Here is a 22,542-nt window from a genome sequence, read left to right on the forward strand (position 1 = left end):
AGGAAGATGTAGATGAGCAATATAGAAAAAGTATATGGATTTAATACGCCCCAACGGCTCTTTGTCGGTTACACACTCGCCGTACTCGTTGATTTAACCGTTCTCAATTTTTTTGATGAATATTGGGATTTCGTCAATATCGAGTCTTTCACCATCTCATTTGCTGCTGCGATTTTGCTACAGCTGTTGCTCAAGTTATCCATCGGCTTAGAACATAAGCTCGCGGATTACTTCAAGTCGAAACCCGGCACTGCCCCTAAGATCTACAGAGGCCTGTCGAGCTATGTGATTCTCGTCGGTTCAAAATTCGTGATGCTAGAAGCCATCAACATTCTATTTGGTGACAAAGTGGATTTCACGGGGCCTTGGAACGGTGTCGTCGCCTTCTTTGCAGTGGTATTTACCATTCTGGTTGCCGAAGTGATTGTTTCTAAAATCTACTTTGCATTGGATGACACGCAGAAAACCGAAAAAGCCTAAGCGCTCTATCGATTTTCAAGTGAACTGCAAACAATAAGTGGGCTACTCGGGAAGCCGATAACGTTGCATCACTAAAAAGCAAAACGCTTTCCGAAGGATCGGTTAAAAGCGTTTTGCGCTTTTTTGAGGGAGTGTTGACGGAGGTGAGCTTAGAATGACGAGGTTATTTCTCCCTCGCCAGGATTAAGACCACTTTTAGCTCGCTCCAAATTTAACCGCGAAAGATCTGCGTACCAAGAACGATCTCACGTGATCATAAATCAGATTAAACACAAACGCGTAAATGGTAATAAAAATGGTCACGCCGATATCCATTAAAAATGCCGGCCAAATCCCCACATTAAGCAAGAAAGCCATCACTGGGATCGTCGCTATCAACAAGCCTGCTTCAAACAAAACCACATGGAATATTCTCAGCTTAAGTGAACGCTGAGATTTTTCACCCGTAAAGTAGCGATCAAAAATGCGGTTAAAACAGTAATTCCAAATCATAGCGATTGTCGCAACAACTATCATGGTTCCTGATAAGGCATTCACATCATGATCGGTAAATATCGCTAAACCAATAATTGAAAGTGTTACAGCCAAAACTTCGAATAATACTGAGTGAAACACTCTTTCTAACGTACTCATACATTCCTCTGAATAATCTAGTATGGGTTGGATTAGCTCGGATTATGTCATCGGAAATAATTAGAGAAAGTTAACAGCCATCACGATTAGTGATAGCCTGAGCATTATCATCCCATTTGGTATTGAGCGAGAAGTAACATGTACAGTTTTGAGCAACTAAAAGTCTTCGTCACCGTGTGTGAAAGTGGCTCTTTTTCTGCTGCAGCACGCAAGCTGAAACGCGCTCAGTCTGGTGTCAGCCAATCGATCGCCAACCTAGAAATAGCCATCGATCAAGAGCTGTTTAACCGCGAGAAAAACATCCCTGTTTTGACCAACACAGGTAAAGCCTTATTGCCTGTCGCTAAGTCGATTCTCGACCAACAAAAGTACTTCGACCAAAAAGTAGAATCGCTGACACAAGAAGATGAACACGAACTGATCATTGCCATTGATGAGAGCATCATAGATAAGAATTTCATTAAGATAATCAGCTCACTAGCCGATCAGTTTCCAATCACACACTTCGATATTATTACCACCTCAACCTTCGATGTTGAAGACTTAGTCAGACGCGGCAAAGCACAGATAGGCATCATCTATGCGGATGGTGAACTTAAGGTAGATATGGACTTCTTCTTGCTAGGCCAAGCACGCTTTCTCACTGTCAGCTCTGTCACACACGAGCTGAGCCAAATGCCCGTCGTTCAAGACTCAGACCTAAAGCGCTACCGCCAATGTGTGCATCGTAGTTCTAAGCAGCGCGAATTGTGGTTCACCTATGGCATCAGCTCCATGCTTTGGTTTGCCAACAACCACAAAACGATCATCGATCTCGTTGAACAGAACGTAGGGTGGGCAAATGTGCCTGAAATGATGGTGATGGAAGGGATTCAGAAAGGTGATCTCGTAGCACTGCCAGTGGCACACGAGCATGGTGGTTGGATTACTCCAGTGGGTTGTTTGGTGTCTCGCAGCCATATCAATGGCCCAGTGTTAACAAGTTTACTTGAAAAACTAAAAGGCCACTCATTAGAGAACAATCAATGGCAAGCCAACTAATCTCCCCCCAATTCTTGAGTTCAGCCTATTTCAGCAACTGAATCCTAAGTCAATGACGGTTGTGTTTTCTCCAGCACTACCTCATTTCCGCTTTTCGTGCCGATAATTTTCTTTGTCGTGTGGATAAAACACCCTAGTTGATATCCCAAAGTGACATAACTAGTATGCGATCCCAAAGGGTTTGTCTTATCAAACTGATATCGACAAACCCAAATCGCTCTTTAACACCACTGACCCAACTTCAAATCTCCCACATAAGTGCCCCTGCCCTGCAACCACTTGTGAAAGCTTCAAATAGATCACTTTTGAATATTGATTCGCACCCAGTTTATGAGCCCTCTTCGAGTGCTTTTTTATATCTAAATGAACCTTTTGGAAAATTTGTCGTGAACGTTTTAAGAAATATTTGCCCTGAGAAAATGGGCAAAGAGCGTAACAAACGAGAGTATGATTTACGCGTACTTAATTGTGTCAGTGAAAGCGAGTATGAATCGCGTATGGCAGTTTGGAATAGCTTAACTTTGGTTGCTACTCCGTCTGTTTCAGAAACAAAAGGCTTCATCGATGAGGCTTTCAACAAACTTCAGCAAGACTTGAAAGAAGCCAGCCGCGAGTTATCGATAAACTACACAGACTTCATTGCAATGGCGCATGAAGAACTCAACTACATTAAGGTGTTTGTTGCTGATAAGACCGCACAATACGGCTGGTATGCCGCGATCGTTCTTATGATCATCGGTACTGTTGCTTTATGCGCTCAGTAAACCAAACTGTGTATTAAATAAATTGCCTTAAAAGCTCAAGCGATAGGTCAATTTAGCCTATCTATGAGCCCGTTGTTTAACTAGAAAACAAATGGTTAGCCTCATTTGTTTTCTAGCAGACACCCCTTCACTCCCCCATTAGAGCCAACAGATCCTGCGTCGCTTGTTTTGGATCTTCAGCGTGACATATCGCAGAAACCAGTGCTAACCCATGAATGCCGCTCTCAACTAACTGAGGGATGTTCGATTCGTTAATTCCACCAATACCGACAATCGGTAGCTTCGTTGTCTCCAACGCCATTTTAATTCCATCATAGCCCCAATGTTTCTTTAGATTCGTCTTGGTCGGTGTGGCAAAAAGCGCACTGAGGCCAATGTAATCGATCGGTAAGCTATCGGCTTCTTGTAACTGCTGTTCAGTTTCAATTGATAACCCAAGAATCTTATCTGGACCTATCAACTGGCGTGCTAACTCTGCAGGCATATCAGACTGTCCTAAATGTAAGCCGTCAGCATCCACAGCCAACGCAACGTCTACCCGATCGTTAATGATCAGCGGGACACCAGAGCCAGCCAAAATCGACTTAACGGCCTGCGCACGTTCAATGAAAGCTCTGACATCTCCATGCTTCTCTCTTACTTGAACCATAGTGACACCACCAGCGATTGCTTGTTCAACTACAAACTTAAGCGTTTCTAGATCTTGCTGGTCATCAGTAACCAAGTAGAGCTTATAAGGGTTCATATCGTGCCTTTGGAGTCGGAGTCTAAATTGCGTTTCTACTATTTTACCGACAATTCGCATCATGTGCATGGAAGTTAATAAACAATTAGCTCAATTAAGCATGCTCCAACAAATATGCAACCCATTGAAACGATACTAAAAAACCGGATTTTTTAACGAAAGCGTTACTTATTACACAAACTATTCACTTAAGCCTGCCCAGAACACTGTTTTATGGAATACTTCGCAGTGAAAGAATCAGGTAAATATAGGGATAGTTATGCGCCACCTTTCTATAGCATTTAAGATCAAGCTAGGTTATGCCATCTGCTTGCTCTTTTTCGTCATTTCAGGCTTTGTGAGTTACAAAGGTATCCAAACCTTGTCGAACGGCTTTAGCCAATACAGTGTACTTAGCCAGAAAGCGACACTGTCAGGCAACATTCAAGTGCATTTTCTGCAGATGCGCTTAGCCTCTGAACGTTATTTAAAGTCATTGGATGAGCAATACGAAGTAAATTATCAATCAAGTAAACTCGCGATTGATGACCTTCTGAACAACTTAATCCAAACCACCACCAAAACCGATAGCTTAGCTAGCCTGCAATTAGTGCAAGACAGCGTAGCGGCATTTGACACGGCTTATGGCTCAATGAAACAGAGCCAGCTGCTCATCGACCAATTGGTGAATGTCGAGATGGTCAAACGAGAAACCAACGCCCTCAAAGCCGCGCAAAGCTTGTTGTATGAGTCGTACAACAACAATGATCCAAACGCGAGCTTATACGCGGGTATGTTGATGGAGAACTTCCTCGCAGCCAAGATCACTGTACTGAGTTACTCAAACAACAACGACCTAAAAACCTATGAAGCGGGTAAAGATATCTTTGAATACGCGTTGCCGGGTATTGAAGGCGACATTGAGTCTCTTAAATCATCCCCTTACCAAAGCGAGTTGATTGAAGATTTCTCTAACCAGCGCGAAGCGTATGCAAAAGGCTTTGAACAAGTTCATCAGCAGATGATTGAGAACACGCAAAGAACTGCGACTCTTGCCTCGATTGGTGACAGCTTGGCTATTGCGGTCGCGGATGCTCAAAGTATTCTAGAGCAACAGAAACAAGCATTAACGCCAGAACTGCAAGCCAGTGAAAAACGTTCAGTTCAAATCATCTTCTTGCTAACAGGTGTGGCTTTGGTGATTGGCATGACAAGCGCTGTGTTGGTGACTCGTTCTATTACCAAAGGCATCGCGCAGGTTAAACAGATCACCAACGAGCTTTCTCAAGGTAACTTAAATGTTGAAGTGAACATTGAGAGCAAGAACGAAATCGGCGAACTGCTGACCAACATGGAGATCACCATTGAATCTCTGCGCGATATTGTTGGTCAAGTGAACCGTTCTAGTGTGCGTATTGGTGAGATGTCGGAGTCGCTGAATCAAGTGACCAATAACAGCTCGACCAACGCAACACAGTTGAACAATGAGATGATCAATATCTCTTCTGCCGTTGATCAATTGGCTTCCAGCACATCAGAAATTGCTGAAAGTGCTAACCACGCGTCTCAAGTTGCAAACCAAGCAACCGAGAATGTGGCGATGGGTCTAAAAGAAGTCGACAAAACACTGCACGAAATTGGCAGCGCTGATGAAAGCATGCAGGTGAGCAGTCAAAAAGTGACTGACCTACATAAAGAGTCGATGAATATTGGTGCCATTCTTGAAGTCATCAAAGGCGTTTCTGAGCAAACTAACCTACTGGCATTGAACGCGGCTATCGAAGCTGCGCGCGCAGGTGAACAAGGTCGTGGGTTTGCTGTCGTAGCCGATGAAGTAAGAACGCTCGCTAAGCGTACTCAAGATTCTGCAAGCCAGATTGATGAACTCATCACCTCACTGCAACGTGGCGCTAAAGATGCGTTAGAGTCGATTAAAGAGAGTCACAGCACGGTTTCAGATGCTTCAACTCAGGCACAACAAGCTTCTCAGAACTTACATGTGATTAACCAACACATCCAAGATTTGAATCAGGCCAACAGCCAAATTGCAGTATCTGTAGATGAGCAAGATTGCTTGACCAAGTCACTGGGTGAAAACGCGCAAGGTGCCAATACCATCGCGCAGAGCAACCAAGAGTCTGTAAGCAGCATTTCTGGCGCAGCGAGCGACTTAACCGAAGTTGCTCATCACTTAGAAAACCAAGTGAATCGGTTTAGAACCTAGCTAACTTTCTGTCTCTGTTATTCAAAGTCTCTGTTATTTAGAGCCTCGCTTATTGAAAATATAGCGAACACGTTTTATATAATAAGAAAGCCCCCAGCACATTCGTGTTGGGGGCTTTTTAGTGAGCTAAATGCTTATAGCCAGATTGGATCTACTGAATCTTCAAACGTTGAATCAGTGTCTCTTCATCCAATTGATATAACTCATCAAGTAAGTTCATTTGCAAGCTACCTGGGCCGCGTGAGTTCTCAGCCGCGATTTCACCAACCACACCCAACACAGCCGCAGCAGCCAAACCACTTTCATCACCAACAGCAGCAAATGCGCCCGTCAATGCCGTTAAAGTACAACCCATGCCGGTTACATACGGCATCATTGGATGACCGTTATTTAACGTAACAACGCTGTCTTTGGTGACAACGTAATCCGTCTCACCAGAAATCACCACATTCGCACCGTATTCAGCCACTAAGCATTGCGCTGCGCCTAATGCAGCATCACTGCTATCTAGCGCATCAACGCCTTTGCTCTGTGCTTGCTCGCCCGCTAACGCGATAATCTCAGACGCATTACCACGAATGATCAACTTATCAGCTAAACGTGCAATTTCACGAGAAGTCTCGGTACGCAGCGTACTTGCGCCACAACCCACCGGGTCAAGAACCACAACCTTGCTATTGGCATTCGCTTGTTCAACCGCGAAACGCATTCTTGGCGTCCAAACACTGTCTAACGTGCCAATGTTAATCACAAGCGCGCCAGAGAAAGACATCATCTCAGTCAGTTCTTGCTGCGAGTGCGCCATGATAGGCGAAGCGCCAATCGCTAATAACGCATTGGCCGTATTGTTCATCACGACGTAGTTGGTAATGTTCACAACTAGTGGTTTTTGCTCTCGTACTGCGCGCAACGATTGGATGATTTGTTCAGTTAGCATGGGTAAATCCTTATTCGTGAAAGTCGTTTTAAGCCGCTGCAGGTTGGCTAGCGACAAGGTTTAGCCGTGATTAGTCATTAAGAGCGTTCAGCCCTTGCTGCCAAAAAGCCACTTCCATACGCGTTGCGGTTTTGAAGATATGAACGATGTTCTGACCGCGCTCGCTGTTGATATCAATTTCAGAAAGCAGCTGATTGAAGTATTCCGCGCCCGTTGCCACACCAGACTGGAACTCTTCACCGCCATACAGTTGCAACCAGCTCGCATATGGGTTGCCTTCTAATACAGTATCACTGCTTTCTAACAGCGCTTTACCGATAACAGCGTAACCAATTGAACACGGAGCCAGTGCTGCATATAAGTCGACAAGATCACCCGTCATACCCGCATCTAGAACGTAGCGCGTGTAAGCGACTGTGCCGAAATCTTCAGGTTCGTTTTCTAAATCCGATTCGGTTAAACCCCACTGACCACAGTAAGTCACGTGGTGAGATATTTCAGAATCTAGCAGAGCATGAACACTAGGCAGTGCACGACGCATATCAGCCAAGGTTTTTGCCTTGTAAATCGCCAACGCATAAGCGCGGGCATACTGTTTTAAGAACAGAAAATCTTGCTTCAAGTAATGCAGAAAACACGGCTGAGCGAGGGTGCCGTTTGCTAGCGTTTTAACAAAATCATGCTCGGTGTAGTCTTGCCAATCTTGCTGACAGGCTTGGATTAAGTCTTGGTATTTCATGAGATTCCTTAGTCAAAAGTCGGTACGTAATCAGCGGCTTTTGGTAGTGATTTGATAATGCCTTTGTCGAACATGAACTGCGCGTAATCGTCGTAACGCTTCATATCCACTGCAGAAGGGCGAAGGGCAAAACGAGTCAGTGTGTCGTTCCATGCGCGTTGGTTAAGCTCGTTATTCAACGTATCTGGTGAATACGCCACAAACTCACCCCATGACTCTTGTGGGTGGTTCACAATGTAAGTCGTTGCTTGCTCTAATGCTTTGTTGAATGCTTTGATCGCTTCATCGTCGTGCTGCTTTGCGTTCGCAACAAAGATAAGCTCGTCGTAAGCGGGTACACCGTGCTCTTCTGGGAAGAATGCTTTCGCTTTAAAGCCTTCAAGGGCTAACTGGTTAGTTTCGAAGTTACGTAAGCCACCCCAAATTGCGTCTACCTTGCCTGATGCCAATGAAGACGACAGTGCCCAACCGACATTGATGGTTTGCACGTCTGTAAACGCAACATTTTCTTGAGCTAGCATGGTGCCGATGGTCGCTTCTTCGTTACCCGCAATCGCAATACCGATCTTTTTGCCTTTCAGATCCGCTAGTGAATCGTTCTTGCCATTATCTAAAACCATCAACGTATTCAGTGGCGTTGCGATAAGAGTAGATGCACGAACGAGAGGCAAACCTGCCGCTACATCCATGGTTAAACTTGGTTGGTAAGTTACCGCTAAATCGACCTTACCTGCTGCGACCAATTTTGCTGGCGTGCTTGGGTCGGCTGGCTCTTGGATTTCAACCTCTAGGCCTTGATCAGCAAAGTAACCACGCTCTTGAGCAATCACAATTGGGCCGTGGTTCGGGTTCACAAACCAATCCAACATCAGTGTCAGTTTCTTTTGTTCAGAATCCGCTAATGCGTGACCTGAAACTAGTGAAGCAAGTAGTGCCACTGCACCTACCAATTTGGTATTTTTCATAGTTAACCTTTCCTTTTGAATATTATTATTGTGTGTATCGAGCTAATTTTTAACGAAGTTTTGTTTAGATAAATAGCGTGAGCGAAGCTTTATTAAACAAGTGTTATTGAGCGAACCATCACTGGTTCTCCCAAGGGATAGCTTTTTTGAGTAATTTGTCTGTGATGAAGTAGAGCGAGATAGACAGCACCGCCAAGATGAACAAGGCTGCAAACATCTCATCAATGATCATGCGTGCGTTCGCTTGCAGCATTAGGTAACCCAGCCCTTCACTCGAACCCACCCACTCGCCGACAACCGCACCAATTGGGGCAATCACCACAGCGACACGAATACCAGACGCCAGTGTTGGTAGTGCCGCCGGCAATTGGATATAACGGAGCAATTGCCACTTCGATGCACCCATGGTCTTAGCAAGATCAAGATAACCAGTCGGTGTATTTCGCAGACCGTCGTAACAACAAGTGGTCACTGGGAAGAAGATAATGATCGCCGCCATGACGACCTTTGATGCGATGCCATAACCCAGCCACAGCATCAATACTGGCGCAATCGCAAACACAGGGATGGCTTGGCTAGCAATTAAGATAGGCAACAACCAGCGTTTCAGCGGTTCGAACATCAACATCTGTAGGGCGAAAAACAGCCCCATGGATAAACCGAGCAATAGACCAAGTAAGATCTCCTGCGCAGTCACCCAAGTGTGTTTGAGTAGCACATCGTAACGTTCAATAAGTTTTAAAAAGACTTCTGCAGGCGCTGGCAGAATGAAGCTAGGCATCTCAAAGATAACCACCACCATTTGCCATAAACCGAGAATCACAGCACTGCTGATAAGCAAACGCATAACGGGATTCATCTGACGAGGGCGTGTAGTGGTAGTCTGTACGTTAGCTGAACGCGCCACAGCTTCGCTTCGCGTTAGATCATTCATAATCACGCTCCAACTGATCTAAGATCGCTTGTTGTAACTCAGCACATTCACCGTCTAACACTCTTGGTGTCGCTGTATTAGGCACAGACAGTGACTGTGCACTCGCCGGAGTGCCTTGCAACACATACAAGTTATCCGCCAAACGCACCGCTTCTTGTGGATCATGAGTAATCAACACAACGGTTTTATCTCTTAACAGTTCACAAGCTAAGCTCTGTAACTTATGTCTTGTTACCGCATCCAGCGCAGAGAAAGGCTCATCCATCAGCACAACAGGCTTGTCTTGCATTAAGGTTCGAGCCAAAGCAACACGCTGGCGCATGCCGCCAGACAACTGATCCGGCATCGCATTCGCGTAATCAGCCAAACCAACCGCAGCGAGCAACTCTAGTGCTTGATTGGTTTGCTGTGCTTTATCAAAAGCTGGATTTTGAAAGCGATGACTCAGACATACATTGTCGATAACCGACAACCACGGCAGTAACAAATCTTGCTGCGCCATGTAAGCGATGCGATCCGTTAAAGGCAGTTCATCAGAGGTTACCAATGTGCCCTGCCACTCCACCTTATCGTCCAGCAAACCTGCCAGATAACGCAATACCGTGGTTTTTCCGCAGCCACTTCGACCCAACAATACCGTCCACTTACCTGCGTTTAAGCTAAGCGACAACCCAGACAAGGTCGCGTGCTCACTGTCGTTATAACGTAAGGAGGCATTGCTGAGTTGAACGCCAATCGTATTAACGGACATTACCGTGCCCAGCGAAGAAGTGATTTACCGGGCCATGGCCTTGACCGACTTGCAACTCATCAGCGTGAGCAATTGCGCGCGAAATGTATTGTTTTCCTAGTTCAACAGCCTCTGAAAGCGTGTTGCCTTGAGCCAAGAAAGAAGCAATGGCAGATGAGAGCGTACAACCCGTGCCGTGGGTATTTTTAGTAGGAAAACGCTTCGCGCTAATCAGAGCAGATGTGGTTGGCAGAATCAGTAAATCGTTACTGTTCTCATCCTTCTCTAAGTGGCCACCTTTGAGAAGAACGGCTTTGGCACCCAGTGCGCGTAAGTCTTCAATCATGCCCTGCATTTCGGCTTCGCTTTCAGGTACCGCTTTGCCTGTCAGTGCAGCGCCTTCTGGCAAGTTAGGAGTAATGATGTCTGCCAGCGGAATCAGCTCTTGTTTTAGCGTCATAATTGCCGAGTTTTCTAACAGCAGATCACCACTTGTCGCGACCATCACAGGGTCAATCACTAAGTGTTTAGGTTGGTACTGCTTAATTTTGTCAGCAACGACTTTGATGATTTGCGAATCGGCCAACATGCCGACTTTCACTGCCACGATATTGAGATCAGTAAAAACCGCATCTAACTGGCTAGCGACATGGTCGAGTGGAATAGGAAAAATGGCGGAAACGCCTTGAGTGTTCTGGGAAGTGATAGCGGTAATCACAGAACAAGCAAAACTACCGGTAGCAGACATGGCTTTAATATCAGCTTGGATACCTGCACCGCCGCCACTGTCAGAACCCGCGATGGTTAAAACAATCGGAGTATTCGTGCGAGTCGTGTCTTCAGCAGAGTGCTGCTGTGTTGAGGATTTTGGAGTTGAGGCTTTTGGCGTTAAAGCTTTTGAAATAGAACTGTGTGTCATTGTCGCTCCTACTATCTTACAAGACGTAGGAGAACGAACACTGATCGAAGGAGAAGTCGCATTAGGCTCATGAAAGCTTTCATGGGTGCAGACGTAGATCGAGTGCTTATAGTTCCCTACACCAGTGTTAACTGAATCAGGTTCAACGGGTCTCGACTAACGATCTCAGCAAACACCAAATAAGGTATGTGCCCCCCGACTATTGATAGCGATAGTAACAGCACTCTCACAACTGAGATACTGATTTTATTCAATTATACTAATTACGCATGAATAAATTTCAATTAGGCTCTATAAAACAAATGCTTATAACGTTCCTTTAGATGGATTCGACTGTATAAACAAGCACAACACAATCAGAGACATACCTAACCAGCCTATAAAAGGAATCAGCTCACCGACAACACAGACGGCAAGCACCGCTGCAACTACCGGTTCAAACAGAGTCAGCAGATTGGCACTGCTCGCAGTCACGTGGCGTAAACCAAAACTGAACGCGATATAGCCCAAGCATTGTGGGATTAACGTCAGATAGCTGATGACTAATACATTGGTCTGTGAGGAAAACAGGTTCTCACCAGTAAACCAGAGCGTTGGCAGCAACAGCATCGCACCAAGGCCAAAAATACTGCCCATCGCTGCTTGTGACTTAATCCCTTTATCGATCAGTGCTTTTGTCGCCCAAGAATAAATGGCGTAACACAACCCAGCGACCAGACCTAAGCCAATACCTAACAGCTTGAGATCATCACCGGATTCGTTCGCCGATGAAGATTCTGAAAACACCAACAATCCAATACCTACCACACCAATCGCAAAGCTAGTGAGCCAACGTTTGTTGATATTATTCTTTTTGCTAATCAGACACTCTAACAATGCCGAAAAGAAAGGCGCGGTTGCAATCGAAACCACGGTACCAATCGCCACGCCTGATAATTTCATTGAAGAATAGAAAGCTAAAGGATAGACCGCCAAAGCCAAAGCGCTCACTGCCAACAGCCTCTTGTTCTGCAAAAGTTTGTCGAAAGCGAATAGGATTTTTCGATACGCCAAGCCCGCTTGCATTAGGCCACCGACGCCCATAGAAAAAGCACCAATTGCTAATGGGCTTAGATCAGGAGCAAAACTTGCGGCGGTGCCTGTCGTGCCCCATAAAATAGAAGCAAACAAGATGGCTAAAGTGCCCGTTTGGAATTCGTTAACGCGATTGATGGCAAGACTCATTTCTATTACCCAATTTTCAGTTCTGAAATAGATAATAGTGAAAATTGATAAGAGCTAGTTTGCCAAAAGGACGCTATTGTTGTTTCTAAAGACTCTCTTTCATTGAGCCTAGAAACGCCCTTGGGGACATGCCAAAGTGCTGAGAGAAGCGACGACTGAAAGCAGACACATCACTATAGCCCACATTTTCAGCAATCAACTGAACCGGTAAATCGGTATGGGTTAACAAGGCTTGGGCTTTCTCCATGCGATATCGAGTGATGTATTTAAGCGCACTGATCCCCAGGCACTCTTTGAAGCGTTTTTTAAATTGAGTGGGACTCAAACAGGCCGTTTCTGCAAGTTGTGAAATGGATAACGGCTGGGTGTAGTTATCCGCTATCAGCCTTTGTACCGCCCGGATTCTTGGGTCGATGCTCTTGCTCACTTGTTGTTGCTCTAACAGCAGTGAAAACACATCCACGATTGATGACTCAATACCGCTATCGACCTGATATTCCAGCTGCTTCTCAACAAACAGCAAGAAGCTCATCAAAGGTGGCGTTATCGTGAAAACCGAGAGCTCATGTTCTAACAAGTGCTGCGGTAACTCTGCCATATCCGCGACAATAAACCGCGCGGCTTCATCCGCCTTAAACGCATGTGCTGTGGTTACCGGAATCACCACACATTCGCCCACGGCCACTTTGCCAACATACCCCACCATTTCAATATTAATACTGCCTTGGATCGGCAATACCAATTGATGATGGTCATCATGAGCATGAGTATTAAACTGCTTGGTGTAAGATCGAATGCTTAAGCTAGATTTCATGAGCAACGCCGGAGTACATTTCGCTAGGTTAAAGTAATAGATACAAAGTTACATTATCACTTCCCTAGAGTCACACTTAATGCGCATCAAATTCATGCTAGCTAGGTGACATGATCAAAAACGGCCTCTACTCTAATTGAGAGGCCGTATTTATTAGAGTGGTAAATCACGTTAAAGGTTTAAAACGATACTTGGCTGTTCTGACCAATCACTACCTGAACACTATTTTCAACAGCATAGATTTCAAAACCATCAGCAACCGGATCGGCATTGTCTTCATCACTGTCATGCTGTGCAGTACAGGTATAGCCTAAAGAGTAAGTACCTGAATCAATGAAGCCCAGAGAAAACTCATAGTTGGTCTTCGCTTTATTCAATGTCACTGACGCTGAAGTGATCGGTTTTTTCTCCGCTGGACCACCAATTGGTGCCATGTCAGCTTTAACGATGTCACCTTCATACAAATAAACCGATTGAACGAAGGTATTGTCATTTGTAGGGTTACAAGCTCCAAAAGTTGTTGTCGCTACAGTACCTTCAATGTTTCCTGTCTCAACCGTATTGATAAGGCTCACAGACGTTCTTTGAATGGTGTAATCAGGGAGACTTGAACTGTTCTTTAAGCCGCGTCGCAGATCGAACTCAACAACAAAATCGTTACTCTGTTGGTTCACATTAAATGAGTTGTTAAAATACAGCACACCAGCGTTATCTTCTTTACCCACACCTTGCGGGCATGCACCTTCACCTTTCACAGTTAACTGACGGTTCGTATCATCGTTTTCTATAACGTAAGAAGGTGTTGTTGGGTGGTCACCATCATGGGCAAACACACACAACTTATAACTGCCGACCGGGATGACCTCATTTTTGATCAAAGGAAGCGCCTCGCTGCCTTGGTAATCCAATAAATTAACACTTAATGGAATAGGATCCTCACCATCTGGCAATGGGTCACCGTTTTTGTCCACGTAGTTACCGTTTTCGTCCGTTTTATACACGTCATAAACCAATGGCGTACCTCCCTGCCCCGGAAGTAAAGCCACCTTACTGAATGTCACAGTGACGTCTTTAACATCATCAATGGGCGCATCACTTACGCTCAAGGTAATCGGTGTCGTGCTGCTTGATGAACCTGAATCACCGCCACAACCAACAAGCCCAGCCAGCACAAGGCTTGCTAAAGCGGTTTCCTTTAAATACTTCATAATCAATTTCCTATAAATCACTGCTCAATAAAGGGCTTATTTGAGTGCCCTCTTATTCTTTTCCTTAATGTGACTCATAGATAAACCGCGCTTATGGCCCAAATCGGTTAGCCCTGTTATTTGGGGCTTTCTTCATCCAAAAACTCTGTTCATCAAGGTGCACATATCAGGTCGCACATAGGTTAATTAAGTCTAGTAAGTAAATTGTCAGTAGTCGCCCATATTTGGCAAGGTTGCTGTCAATTGTGTTGAAATGGTCGGTATGCATAGGGTCGGAGAGGATGATTTTAAGCAACTTGATCAACGTGAATAATCGCTACCAAGATCAAAAAAGGCCGTTAAGACAGCCTATTGCTGAACTTAAACGACCTTTTCATTGAATTTTGATTAAGCTAAGACGATATCAGCTCAGTCAAACTCACTTATTTTTGAAGTTGCTCTTTAGCGGCTTCAACCTTAGAAAAATCTAGGCCAAGCTCTTCAACTGCTTCTTTGATTAGCACAGGATTTTGCATTACCTGACCCATCAGCATTTGAAGCTTATCTTGTGGTAAACCAAGTTGGCTGATTGTCGCCATTGCTGCAAGAGGGTTCTCGGTCAACGTCTTGAATATCTCGCTGATCTGCTCGTCGCTAATATTGTTCTCTTTCAACATTGCTAAAATCGGGTTCATTTTTTTGCCTTTGAAACACTAAATTAAGTAGGAGCACAGCATACCATCTAGCTGTGCTCGATTGTACTAGCAAGTGAAGCTTTGGTTTAACACGAACTGTGCTTTTCCCAAACGCAAATAATGCTTGGGCTTAGCGAGACTCTAATGGGTAAGAGCGGTAGCTCCACATACCATACGTTCTCAGTGCGTCACGGTAGATGCCTAGAAGCTCACCACTGCTCGCTTTCTTAAGATCTTCTAGCGGCTTATCTGGGTAAGAAACCGTATCAAAAGTAATGCCCTGAGGGCCGGTTTGCCAGCTCGCAATTTCAAACAGAGTTTGACCACGACGAACATGGCTTGCCGAGCTAATAATAGTCGCATGTTTAATGTCATGACGAGCAAGCGCATAGCTACTGAACAAGGCATTGCCTACCGTGCTGGTCGCGTAGTTCTCTTCAATGATGCGGTCTTTGCTTACCCCTTTTGAGATAAGCCAATCCGCCATTAACTTGCCTTCTGTCTTATGGTTCTTAGGCACGCCGCCGGTTAACACGATCATCGCGTCTGGGTTAGCTTTCGACATTGCTAATGTCGTTTCAAGACGTTCAATCAAGATTTCATGCATAGAACCATCTGGATTAAGCGCATAGCCCAAAGTAACGATGGCACCGTGGTCGCTCAACAGTCCCTTATCCGCAGACTCTTTAAGAGGTGTTTCTAACACGCGGTCAACCGTAGCAAAAATACGTTTGATGTCTTCTGCTTTACCTTTATTCAGGCTTTCCAGCTTCTCCATATGCTTATTCGATTCACTGTCATTACCTTCAAATCGCTGCCAAACCGCTAGATACGCATGAAGGTCGACATCGTCTGGCGCAACCGTCAGTGCTTGTTCAAACAACTCAATAGCGCGTTCTGCGTTCTTGTTGTAGATCTGAGCGTTCGCTGCCGAGATCAACAAGTCAGTACGGTAAGGTTCTAGCTGGTAAGCTTCTAACAATCGGTTAGTCACAATTTCCATGTTGCTTGGCATTTTAGCCGTGAAGCCCGCGTGAGAAATTCTTGCCGGAGACTTAAACGCCTGCAACGCATCAAGAAGTAATTGGTCGACAACTTGTCGCTTAGTCACCAACTGCGCGTAATCCGCTGAAGCTTGTACTGCGCCATCGTTAGCGGCAAAAGAATAAGGTGTTGCGCCAAAAGCAAGCATGCCACCAAGAGCGAGCGCGATAATGTTCTTTTTCATGGAAAGATCCTGTGTCGTTAAGTGTTCACATCAGATTTTCTCCCCAATGTAAGCCCCCAAGATTAAAAAACCGTGAACCAAACCTTACTCTCCAAGGTTAATATTCATTTGTTGCATAAGATGTGGCAACAGATCACGATTTTGAACTTACCAATAAGCCTGTGTATCCAGATAATTTTGGTTTAAAGGGGAATTCACCGATCATTTTGGCATATCTAACTGAGGATTTCATACGCCCTATTTCGCCGAAAACCACCCTTCACAAACCCGAACTCCGTAGAAAACAACACGCCCAAACAGCAACTTTAAGCTCATTCTTTCAACAACTTGAAATTCAACACACTGAATCGCTCGATTCCATTCTCGCTCTACTCACTAAGTTTTAAGCACATAGATTTAAAACACGCATCAACCGATTTTCAAATAAATTAAAATCAATCATTGAACGATCGTTCAAGCGGTGCTTTAATGAATGACCAATACAAGGAGTTACCCCATGCTTAAGTTCTATTTTCACCAAACACCCAACCCAATGAAGATCGCTCTGTTTCTAGAAGAGACAGGCCTAGATTTTGAACTTGTTCCTGTCGATACCTTAAAAGGCGAGCAACACACACCGGAATATCGTTTGATCAATCCAAACGGCAAAACGCCCGCGATTGAAGATGATGGACAACGTGTATTCGACTCTAACGCTATCCTGCTGTACCTATCTGAGAAAACAGGCAAGCTAGCTGGTCAGCCAGAAGACAGAGCTGAACTATTATCTTGGATGATGTTTATCGCGAGCGGCCTCGGCCCTTATTCAGGTCAATCGGTACACTTCCGTCATGCTGCTCCAGCAGGCCTAGACTACGCTGTGAACCGTTACCTACGCGAAGCACAACGTCACTACGAAGTGTTAGAGAAGCACATGGAAGGTCGTGAGTTTTTCGTCGGAAATGAGTACACCATTGTCGATGTCGCTGCATGGGGTTGGATTGATAAAGCACCAGTCGTACTTGGTGAAGAAGGCTTAGAACCTTACCCGAACTTGAAGCGTTGGTTTAACGCAATCAACACTCGCCCTGCTGCACTGCGTGCTCGCGAAATCGGCAAAGGCATTGAGTTTAAAACCGAACGTGATGAAGAAGCGAAACGAGCACTGTTTCCTTCGAATTATGCGAAGTAAAAGAAGTAAAGTCTGATAATAGGGCTCAGTGGTAACCTACTGAGCCGCTTTTCCCTAGAGTGCCTATAAGTCAAAGTCCCCTCCCTCCTTGTTCAATAACTTCTATCTCTATTCAACAACCCAAACTAACGCATTCATAATTGGCCTAAAACCCGTAAGTAACTGTTGTAAGTCATAAAATACAGATTTAGAGCTACTTGATATGAGATCATAATGATATTCTATATGTCATTAAACATTTCATAGGCTTTGAAACGAGCTTTTAAGTCAATCTAAGCGTGGTTTGTATATGATGGGCATCGAGCACAATGGATATACATTTGTTGTCGATAAGGGCGCTCACAAAGCAGTAAGTAACACAGGCCTAGTAGATAACGACATTCAGAGCTTACCAGGCAAGATGCTAGCGACCAACTCTAACGGAGCGACTCTAAAAGTAAAGGTTATGGGAAGAGTTACGTTAGTGATAAAAGTAACGGTGGTATAATTTCTAGTAATATATACACCTAGATCTATTTAGTGTCTCATTATCAAATATTTAAATGGAAAAACGATGGCAACAGAAATCCAAGATAAAATTGTAGAGCAAATAGAAAGCGCATCCCACACTGTTAGAACAGATGGTTATTCTATGTCTATCGGTGAGCTCGTAAATCTATATCGTGATGGAGACCTGATTCTTGACCCTGCGTACCAACGATTGTTTCGCTGGGAAGATCATCAGAAAACTAAATTGATTGAATCAATTTTAATTGGAATACCTATCCCAGAATTATTTGTTGCTCAAAACGAAGACCATACATGGAACATTGTTGACGGTGTACAGCGTCTATCTACAATTTTTCAACTCTTTGGCGTATTAGAAGGGCATGACCCTCTAGTATTAGACACTTGCAATTACATCCCTGCCCTCGAAGGTCAAACATGGGATACGCTACCGATGTCGACTCAACGGTTGATCCGTCGTTCAAAATTAAGCGTAAGTATCATTTTATCTCAAAGTAGTACAGAAGCTCCATATGAACTATTTCAAAGGCTAAATACTGGCGGATCACACTTAACGGCACAAGAAGTTAGAAACTGTGTAATTTTAATGATCGACGCTTCATTTTTCGACATTCTCAACGACCTAAAAAACTTCCCTGAATTTCTAAGTTGTATTTCTTTGAAGGAAGATGACCTTGAAAAAGAAGAACACATGGAGCTCATTCTAAGAACCTTTATTGGTTATACTAATAAAGTTAATTATTCTAGCTATGGATCAATCAACAAAATTGTTCTTGATGATTTCATTGATAAGGAAACCGTTCGATTGATTGAAGTTGCTGATAGAGAAGCATTTATTAATGACTTTAAGGCAACTTTTATTCTACTTGACAGGTTACTATCAGATAGCTCTTTCAAAAAATTTGATGGCACAAGGTTCAGAGGAAGTTTCAACGTGTCTGTCTATGAAATGTTAACTATAGGCATATCAAAAAACATTTCTAGTTTAGAAGAAAAATGCGACGACGAAATCTGTCAACTAATCAAAGATATATATAGCGAACAAGCTGTGACCGATTCATTCCGCCGCGGTGTAAGAGCGATCAAAAGATACAAAGACATTAACCAATTTACAATTGAATATTTCAGCTAATGGCCAAGCAAGATAATTTAGAAGTATTTCTAGACCACTTGATAGAAGACTTAGATTGGAGAAAGAAAGAAATTGGTGACCTGTTGTTTCTTGCAAATAGCAGTAATGAACATTTGATAATGAAATCAGCTGTTCTTCTGATCTATTCACACTGGGAAGGCTACGTCAAAAATGCATGTAAGCATTACCTTAAATATGTTTCTGACCAAAAAGTCCCGTTGAGAAATCTAACTTTCAACTTTGAAGCCATATCTCTAAAAGGCCAGATAAAAAGTGCTTACGAGTCAAATAATTCGTTAACTCTGACAAACGAACTAAATTTAGTAGAAAAGTTTTACGATTCCAATGAAGCTAAGTTCAATCTTCCAAATTCAATTATTAAAGAAAAGAATAAAGATTTCATCAACACACATGACAATCTAAATTTAAAAATTCTCAATTCATTTCTTAAAATTGTTGGTATTGGTGAAATAGTTATCATAAAAGGTCGTGAAAAATATATTGATGAGAATCTGTTAAACCAAAGAAATGCAATAGGACATGGAACAAAAGTAGATCCAGACTCACAAGAATTTGATCTCAGCTTAAAAAACATTTATAAGGTGAGAGATTTTATCTTCATGTTAATGGAGTATGTACAGTCTGAACTTACACATTATTCTGAGAATTATTTTTATTTATATGAAAACACAAATAAAGCTAGAATCAGGAGAGAAAATCAGACTACGTTATTACAGAGAAATATGAAAATATTATTTAACAAATAATCTATAAATCCCGATAAATTTTCAATTATATCAATCTATCGGGATGCTTTTTACCACAGATACTGTCAAGTGGCGCATTCTAGCTCTATCATTCAAAAAAACATTCGTTCTATCTGATTTTAATATTTTTAGTAGTTTCTTACAGTCTTTTAGAGTTCCACTTTTAGGAGTTACAACAATCATGTGATTTTCAACCGCTGTTAACTTTTTCACATGAATAATACTGGCAGACGCGCGATAACGGTCACTAGGACTAGAAGTTCTTTTTACAACTATAAATGGTGGCATAAGTACTGTTCCCGAGAATTTTCGTTCTTCATCAACCTGAGTAATAATATTCCAAGCTATTGAATTTTTAGGATGAAAATAAGGATAGCTCTCCCCTTCTTTTGCATCTCGATACGCGACTAACGGGCCAGTTCGAACATCAAACAGATCCGATAATCTGGTATATTCTCCAATATCTTCGAACCAAGCGATTTGTGTTGTACCTTCGTGTTTAATCACACCTGACAATACGAATACGTCAACATTTGTCTTTGTGTTGAAACTTCCCCAAACTGAGCATTGAGCTTCAAATAAGCTAGAACAAAAACTTCTAAAGTCCTCGTAACGACTACCTGAACGAAGTACGTCTGGCAGAATTGCACTGACTTGACAATCTTCTGAAAGCACCCTTAAATATTGGTCAAAAATAATACCAGCAGCGTTCACTTTACCTTCTTTCCAATAATACTCTTTTGGAGATGGCCATATAGTGAAAGGAGGGTTCATTATTGCATGGGTCACATTGCTGATAGAGTCAGGACATACTGCCAAAGCATCTTGATGTTTGATGTTGGTAAGAAATTTTATAGCAGTATCGATACTGCAGTCTTTTTTTGCACCTCGGTATAAAGCTTCAATAACTATTCTTAGTCGTGTAGCTTCAACGAAAGATTCATGGATATCAAACCCATGAAGAACCTTCCCCCACTTATTAAGTGTTTCAGACAGAGTAGATTCCACATCTAACCTTCGCGAACATTCAATAAGCAAATTACCAGCGCCACACGTTGGGTCCAATACCACAGAATCGAACGTTATAGGTGACTGAAAGGCATTTACAGCTGATGCCGCCAATTCCGAACCAGTAAAAAAACTTCCAGCTTCCCTCATTTCATCAATAGTTAAGCATTCCCTTAAGACGAGATCGATAGAATCAAGGTCGACTAGTGAGCTTAAGATATTGGAATCTAATTGGTTTTCTTCTAGTTCAAGTAAATCACGAAGAGAAGTGTTGTGTTTATTTAACTGGTTCATACAAAAAACTGCAGGGAATTATGTCTCTATGATATCACAATGCGTGTACGTAACACACATTTAAACCTTTACTAAATTGTTGATATTAAAGGGATAAAAAATATACGACTTCCGGTCTTGATACGTTCCCACTAAATAATGTTTTTATAAGTCCCAAACAAAAAAAGAGCCGCTAAAAAGCGGCTCTTGATTTTCAAACTATTCGAACTCGTTCAGATTACTCTTTACCGAATACGTTGTTCTCTTGCTCTTGTACACGGATGAAAGTCGTACGCTTAGTTAGCTCTTTAAGCTTTGCTGCGCCTACGTATGTACAAGTTGAACGTACACCACCAAGGATGTCAGAAATTGTGTTGTGAACAGAACCACGGTATGGAAGTAAAACAGTTTTACCTTCCGCAGCACGGTACTTAGCAACACCACCTGAGTGCTTGTCCATCGCCGACTGTGAAGACATGCCATAAAATTTCATGTATTGCTTACCGTCTTGCTCTACAACTTCACCGCCTGACTCAGAGTGACCAGCTAGCATGCCGCCTAGCATTACGAAATCAGCACCGCCGCCGAACGCTTTAGATACGTCACCCGCACATGAACAGCCACCGTCACCGATGATCATGCCGCCAAGGCCGTGTGCCGCGTCGCCACACTCGATGATTGCAGAAAGTTGAGGGTAACCTACGCCTGTTTTAACACGAGTAGTACAAACAGAACCAGGGCCGATACCAACCTTAACGATGTCTGCGCCCGCTAGGATTAGCTCTTCAACCATGTCACCCGTTACAACGTTACCCGCAGAGATAACTTTAGTCGGGAATTCAGCACGTACTTTCTGTACGAACTCAACAAGGTGCTCTGAGTAGCCGTTAGCGATATCAATACAGATAAATACAAACTCTTCGCTAAGAGCCATGATCTTCTTAACTTTCTCGAACTCAGCTTCAGATGTACCTGTTGATACAAAAACGTTGTTCAGAGTTTTCTTGTCTGCTGTTTTAGCAAACTCAGCCCACTGCTCTACTGTGTAGTGCTTGTGTACTGCAGTCATAACACCGTGCTCTGCTAGAGCAGCTGCCATTTCAAAGCTTGCTACCGAATCCATGTTAGCTGCAATTACTGGAGTACCAGACCATTGACGACCGCTATGCTTGAATGTAAAATCGCGGGTTAATTCAACTTGAGAACGGCTTTTAAGGGTAGAACGCTTCGGACGGAAGAGTACATCTTTGAAACCTAACTTAAGTTCTTGTTCGATACGCATGGTGTTTTCCTTGATTCATAAAATTATGTGTCTCTCGCGAAATGCGTAGTAAAACCGTTGGCAGACGAGTTTACTTTTCTTCGGACACAAAAAAACCGGAGCGTTGGCAGACGCTCCGGTTTTCAGCATTATAGGTCGTGATTTAGTAACAGCAAGTCTGATAT

23 protein-coding genes and 1 riboswitch are annotated in these 22,542 nt (G+C 43.4%); of the genes, 8 read left to right on the plus strand and 15 right to left on the minus strand.

All coding sequences use genetic code 11. From position 1 onward, the window contains the following. Positions 1–12: 12 nt before the first annotated feature. Positions 13–480, plus strand: a complete 468-nt coding sequence (locus tag AB4232_RS00865; protein WP_012600934.1) for a hypothetical protein — start codon at positions 13–15, stop codon at positions 478–480. A gap of 195 nt (positions 481–675) precedes the next feature. Here AB4232_RS00865 and AB4232_RS00870 read toward each other — a convergent pair whose 3' ends face one another. Then, positions 676–1,113: a PACE efflux transporter gene (locus AB4232_RS00870; protein ID WP_371728644.1), complete on the minus strand. Its 438-nt coding sequence runs from the start codon at positions 1,111–1,113 to the stop codon at positions 676–678. Between the two features lie 138 nt (positions 1,114–1,251). On the opposite strand from AB4232_RS00870, the gene AB4232_RS00875 reads away from it, so the two are divergent. Both AB4232_RS00875 and AB4232_RS00880 read left to right on the plus strand, forming a co-directional pair. Next, a complete protein-coding gene (locus tag AB4232_RS00875) occupies positions 1,252–2,154 on the plus strand; it encodes a LysR family transcriptional regulator (RefSeq protein ID WP_372085668.1) in 903 nt (300 codons plus the stop codon). A gap of 419 nt (positions 2,155–2,573) precedes the next feature. Continuing rightward, entirely contained in the window at positions 2,574–2,918 is a 345-nt protein-coding gene (locus AB4232_RS00880; RefSeq protein WP_009844840.1) for a hypothetical protein, read from the plus strand. A gap of 127 nt (positions 2,919–3,045) precedes the next feature. Here the strand turns inward: AB4232_RS00880 and thiE are convergent, their stop codons facing one another. Then, positions 3,046–3,663: a thiamine phosphate synthase gene (thiE, locus tag AB4232_RS00885; RefSeq protein ID WP_372085671.1), complete on the minus strand. Its 618-nt coding sequence runs from the start codon at positions 3,661–3,663 to the stop codon at positions 3,046–3,048. 259 nt (positions 3,664–3,922) lie between these two features. Here thiE and AB4232_RS00890 point away from each other — a divergent pair, with 259 nt between their 5' ends. After that, positions 3,923–5,866 (plus strand): methyl-accepting chemotaxis protein, encoded by a 1,944-nt coding sequence (locus tag AB4232_RS00890; RefSeq protein WP_372085673.1) that lies wholly within the window; start codon positions 3,923–3,925, stop codon positions 5,864–5,866. 151 nt (positions 5,867–6,017) lie between these two features. Here AB4232_RS00890 and thiM read toward each other — a convergent pair whose 3' ends face one another. The 11 genes from thiM to AB4232_RS00945 all read right to left on the minus strand — a co-directional run bounded on the left by thiM (position 6,018) and on the right by AB4232_RS00945 (position 16,238). Next, a complete protein-coding gene (gene thiM, locus AB4232_RS00895) occupies positions 6,018–6,803 on the minus strand; it encodes a hydroxyethylthiazole kinase (RefSeq protein WP_372085676.1) in 786 nt (261 codons plus the stop codon). A gap of 70 nt (positions 6,804–6,873) precedes the next feature. Then, on the minus strand, positions 6,874–7,542 hold the full coding sequence (gene tenA, locus AB4232_RS00900) for a thiaminase II (protein ID WP_102557130.1): 669 nt from the start codon (positions 7,540–7,542) through the stop codon (positions 6,874–6,876). A gap of 8 nt (positions 7,543–7,550) precedes the next feature. Then, positions 7,551–8,507 (minus strand): ABC transporter substrate-binding protein, encoded by a 957-nt coding sequence (locus AB4232_RS00905; RefSeq protein ID WP_017096377.1) that lies wholly within the window; start codon positions 8,505–8,507, stop codon positions 7,551–7,553. Between the two features lie 118 nt (positions 8,508–8,625). Continuing rightward, entirely contained in the window at positions 8,626–9,441 is an 816-nt protein-coding gene (locus tag AB4232_RS00910) for an ABC transporter permease (protein ID WP_017096378.1), read from the minus strand. Continuing rightward, a complete protein-coding gene (locus AB4232_RS00915; protein WP_372085679.1) occupies positions 9,434–10,192 on the minus strand; it encodes an ABC transporter ATP-binding protein in 759 nt (252 codons plus the stop codon). Before AB4232_RS00915 ends, AB4232_RS00910 begins: the two co-directional genes overlap by 8 nt. Then, positions 10,182–11,090 (minus strand): bifunctional hydroxymethylpyrimidine kinase/phosphomethylpyrimidine kinase, encoded by a 909-nt coding sequence (gene thiD, locus AB4232_RS00920; protein WP_372085681.1) that lies wholly within the window; start codon positions 11,088–11,090, stop codon positions 10,182–10,184. Before thiD ends, AB4232_RS00915 begins: the two co-directional genes overlap by 11 nt. A gap of 96 nt (positions 11,091–11,186) precedes the next feature. Continuing rightward, positions 11,187–11,298: riboswitch (TPP riboswitch) on the minus strand. 98 nt (positions 11,299–11,396) lie between these two features. Then, positions 11,397–12,314 carry a DMT family transporter gene (locus tag AB4232_RS00925; RefSeq protein ID WP_372085684.1) on the minus strand — a complete coding sequence of 306 codons (918 nt, stop codon included), beginning with the start codon at positions 12,312–12,314 and terminating at the stop codon, positions 11,397–11,399. Positions 12,315–12,399: 85 nt separating this feature from the next. Beyond that, complete coding sequence (locus tag AB4232_RS00930) at positions 12,400–13,128, minus strand: AraC family transcriptional regulator (RefSeq protein ID WP_102451196.1); 729 nt, start codon at positions 13,126–13,128, stop codon at positions 12,400–12,402. A 179-nt stretch (positions 13,129–13,307) separates the two neighbouring features. Next, positions 13,308–14,336 carry a DUF4382 domain-containing protein gene (locus AB4232_RS00935; protein ID WP_372085687.1) on the minus strand — a complete coding sequence of 343 codons (1,029 nt, stop codon included), beginning with the start codon at positions 14,334–14,336 and terminating at the stop codon, positions 13,308–13,310. Positions 14,337–14,758: 422 nt separating this feature from the next. Then, entirely contained in the window at positions 14,759–15,010 is a 252-nt protein-coding gene (locus tag AB4232_RS00940; protein WP_372085690.1) for a DUF2999 family protein, read from the minus strand. 130 nt (positions 15,011–15,140) lie between these two features. After that, entirely contained in the window at positions 15,141–16,238 is a 1,098-nt protein-coding gene (locus AB4232_RS00945) for a YdcF family protein (protein ID WP_009844828.1), read from the minus strand. Positions 16,239–16,734: 496 nt separating this feature from the next. Here AB4232_RS00945 and AB4232_RS00950 point away from each other — a divergent pair, with 496 nt between their 5' ends. The 4 genes from AB4232_RS00950 (at position 16,735) to AB4232_RS00965 (ending at position 19,815) form a co-directional block, all read left to right on the plus strand. Continuing rightward, positions 16,735–17,409 (plus strand): glutathione S-transferase family protein, encoded by a 675-nt coding sequence (locus tag AB4232_RS00950; protein WP_372085693.1) that lies wholly within the window; start codon positions 16,735–16,737, stop codon positions 17,407–17,409. 289 nt (positions 17,410–17,698) lie between these two features. Next, complete coding sequence (locus tag AB4232_RS00955; protein ID WP_371727499.1) at positions 17,699–17,896, plus strand: bacteriocin; 198 nt, start codon at positions 17,699–17,701, stop codon at positions 17,894–17,896. 66 nt (positions 17,897–17,962) lie between these two features. Beyond that, positions 17,963–19,048: a DUF262 domain-containing protein gene (locus AB4232_RS00960; protein ID WP_371727498.1), complete on the plus strand. Its 1,086-nt coding sequence runs from the start codon at positions 17,963–17,965 to the stop codon at positions 19,046–19,048. Beyond that, on the plus strand, positions 19,048–19,815 hold the full coding sequence (locus AB4232_RS00965) for an MAE_28990/MAE_18760 family HEPN-like nuclease (protein WP_372085696.1): 768 nt from the start codon (positions 19,048–19,050) through the stop codon (positions 19,813–19,815). The genes AB4232_RS00960 and AB4232_RS00965 overlap by 1 nt, the downstream gene beginning before the upstream one ends. Before the next feature lie 30 nt (positions 19,816–19,845). Here AB4232_RS00965 and AB4232_RS00970 read toward each other — a convergent pair whose 3' ends face one another. Further along, the gene (locus AB4232_RS00970; protein WP_371727496.1) at positions 19,846–21,117 is read right to left on the minus strand and encodes an N-6 DNA methylase; all 1,272 of its coding nucleotides are present in this window, start codon (positions 21,115–21,117) and stop codon (positions 19,846–19,848) included. A 217-nt stretch (positions 21,118–21,334) separates the two neighbouring features. Then, entirely contained in the window at positions 21,335–22,378 is a 1,044-nt protein-coding gene (locus AB4232_RS00975) for a GMP reductase (protein ID WP_009844818.1), read from the minus strand. Positions 22,379–22,542: the final 164 nt, after the last annotated feature.

This window comes from Vibrio sp. 10N.286.46.A8, from assembly GCF_041470165.1.
Taxonomy (GTDB): Bacteria; Pseudomonadota; Gammaproteobacteria; order Enterobacterales; family Vibrionaceae; genus Vibrio; species Vibrio tasmaniensis_A.